At 43.5% G+C, this 642-nt stretch carries 1 protein-coding gene; it reads left to right on the top strand.

All coding sequences use genetic code 11. The features are described from left to right. On the top strand, window positions 1-616 hold a 616-nt coding region (locus EI162_RS14460; protein ID WP_192524986.1), incomplete at its 5' end, for an IS30 family transposase. Window positions 617-642 lie beyond the last annotated feature (26 nt).

Raw genomic sequence — 642 nt, 5'->3', positions numbered from 1 at the left:
CTATCGCTATATCTGGAAAGACAAGAGCAAAGGTGGCACGTTATGGCACTGTCTTAGACGCAAAGCCAAACCTTATCGCCAGCGTCTAACTGCTGAGACCCGAGGCCGTATCAATGACAGAGTCTCAATCCATGAGCGTCCCTGCATCGTTGACGCGCGCACACGGATTGGGGATTGGGAAGCGGATACAATTATCGGTCAGCATCACAAACAAGCGATTGTGACGATAGTTGAGCGTAAAACAGGACTGCTTAAGATGAAGCGTGTGCTTAAAAAGAGCGCTCAGCAAGTGTCAGATGCGATGATAGATCTCTTAACACCAGTCAAGATACAGGTTAAAACGATTACCTCTGACAATGGTAAAGAGTTCGCAGATCACAAAAAAGTAAGGCAAAAACTCTTTAGCCCATTCTTCTTTGCGGATGCTTACGCTTCTTGGCAACGAGGGACGAATGAAAATACTAATGGCTTGATCAGAGAGTTCTTGCCTAAGGGCTGTGACTTTAGACAAGTCTCTGATCAAGATATTCAAATGATTGAGAATAAACTAAACAACAGACCAAGAAAACGGTTAGGATTTCAGACACCTAATCAGGTGTTCTATAATATCAATTAGCGTTGCACTTGGTATGTTAATCTAAG

Source organism: Psychrobacter sp. FME6 (genome assembly GCF_014861365.1).
GTDB lineage: Bacteria > Pseudomonadota > Gammaproteobacteria > Pseudomonadales > Moraxellaceae > Psychrobacter.
The sequence above is the reverse complement of the archived record's forward strand: the minus strand, read 5'-3'. Positions and strand labels throughout refer to the sequence as shown.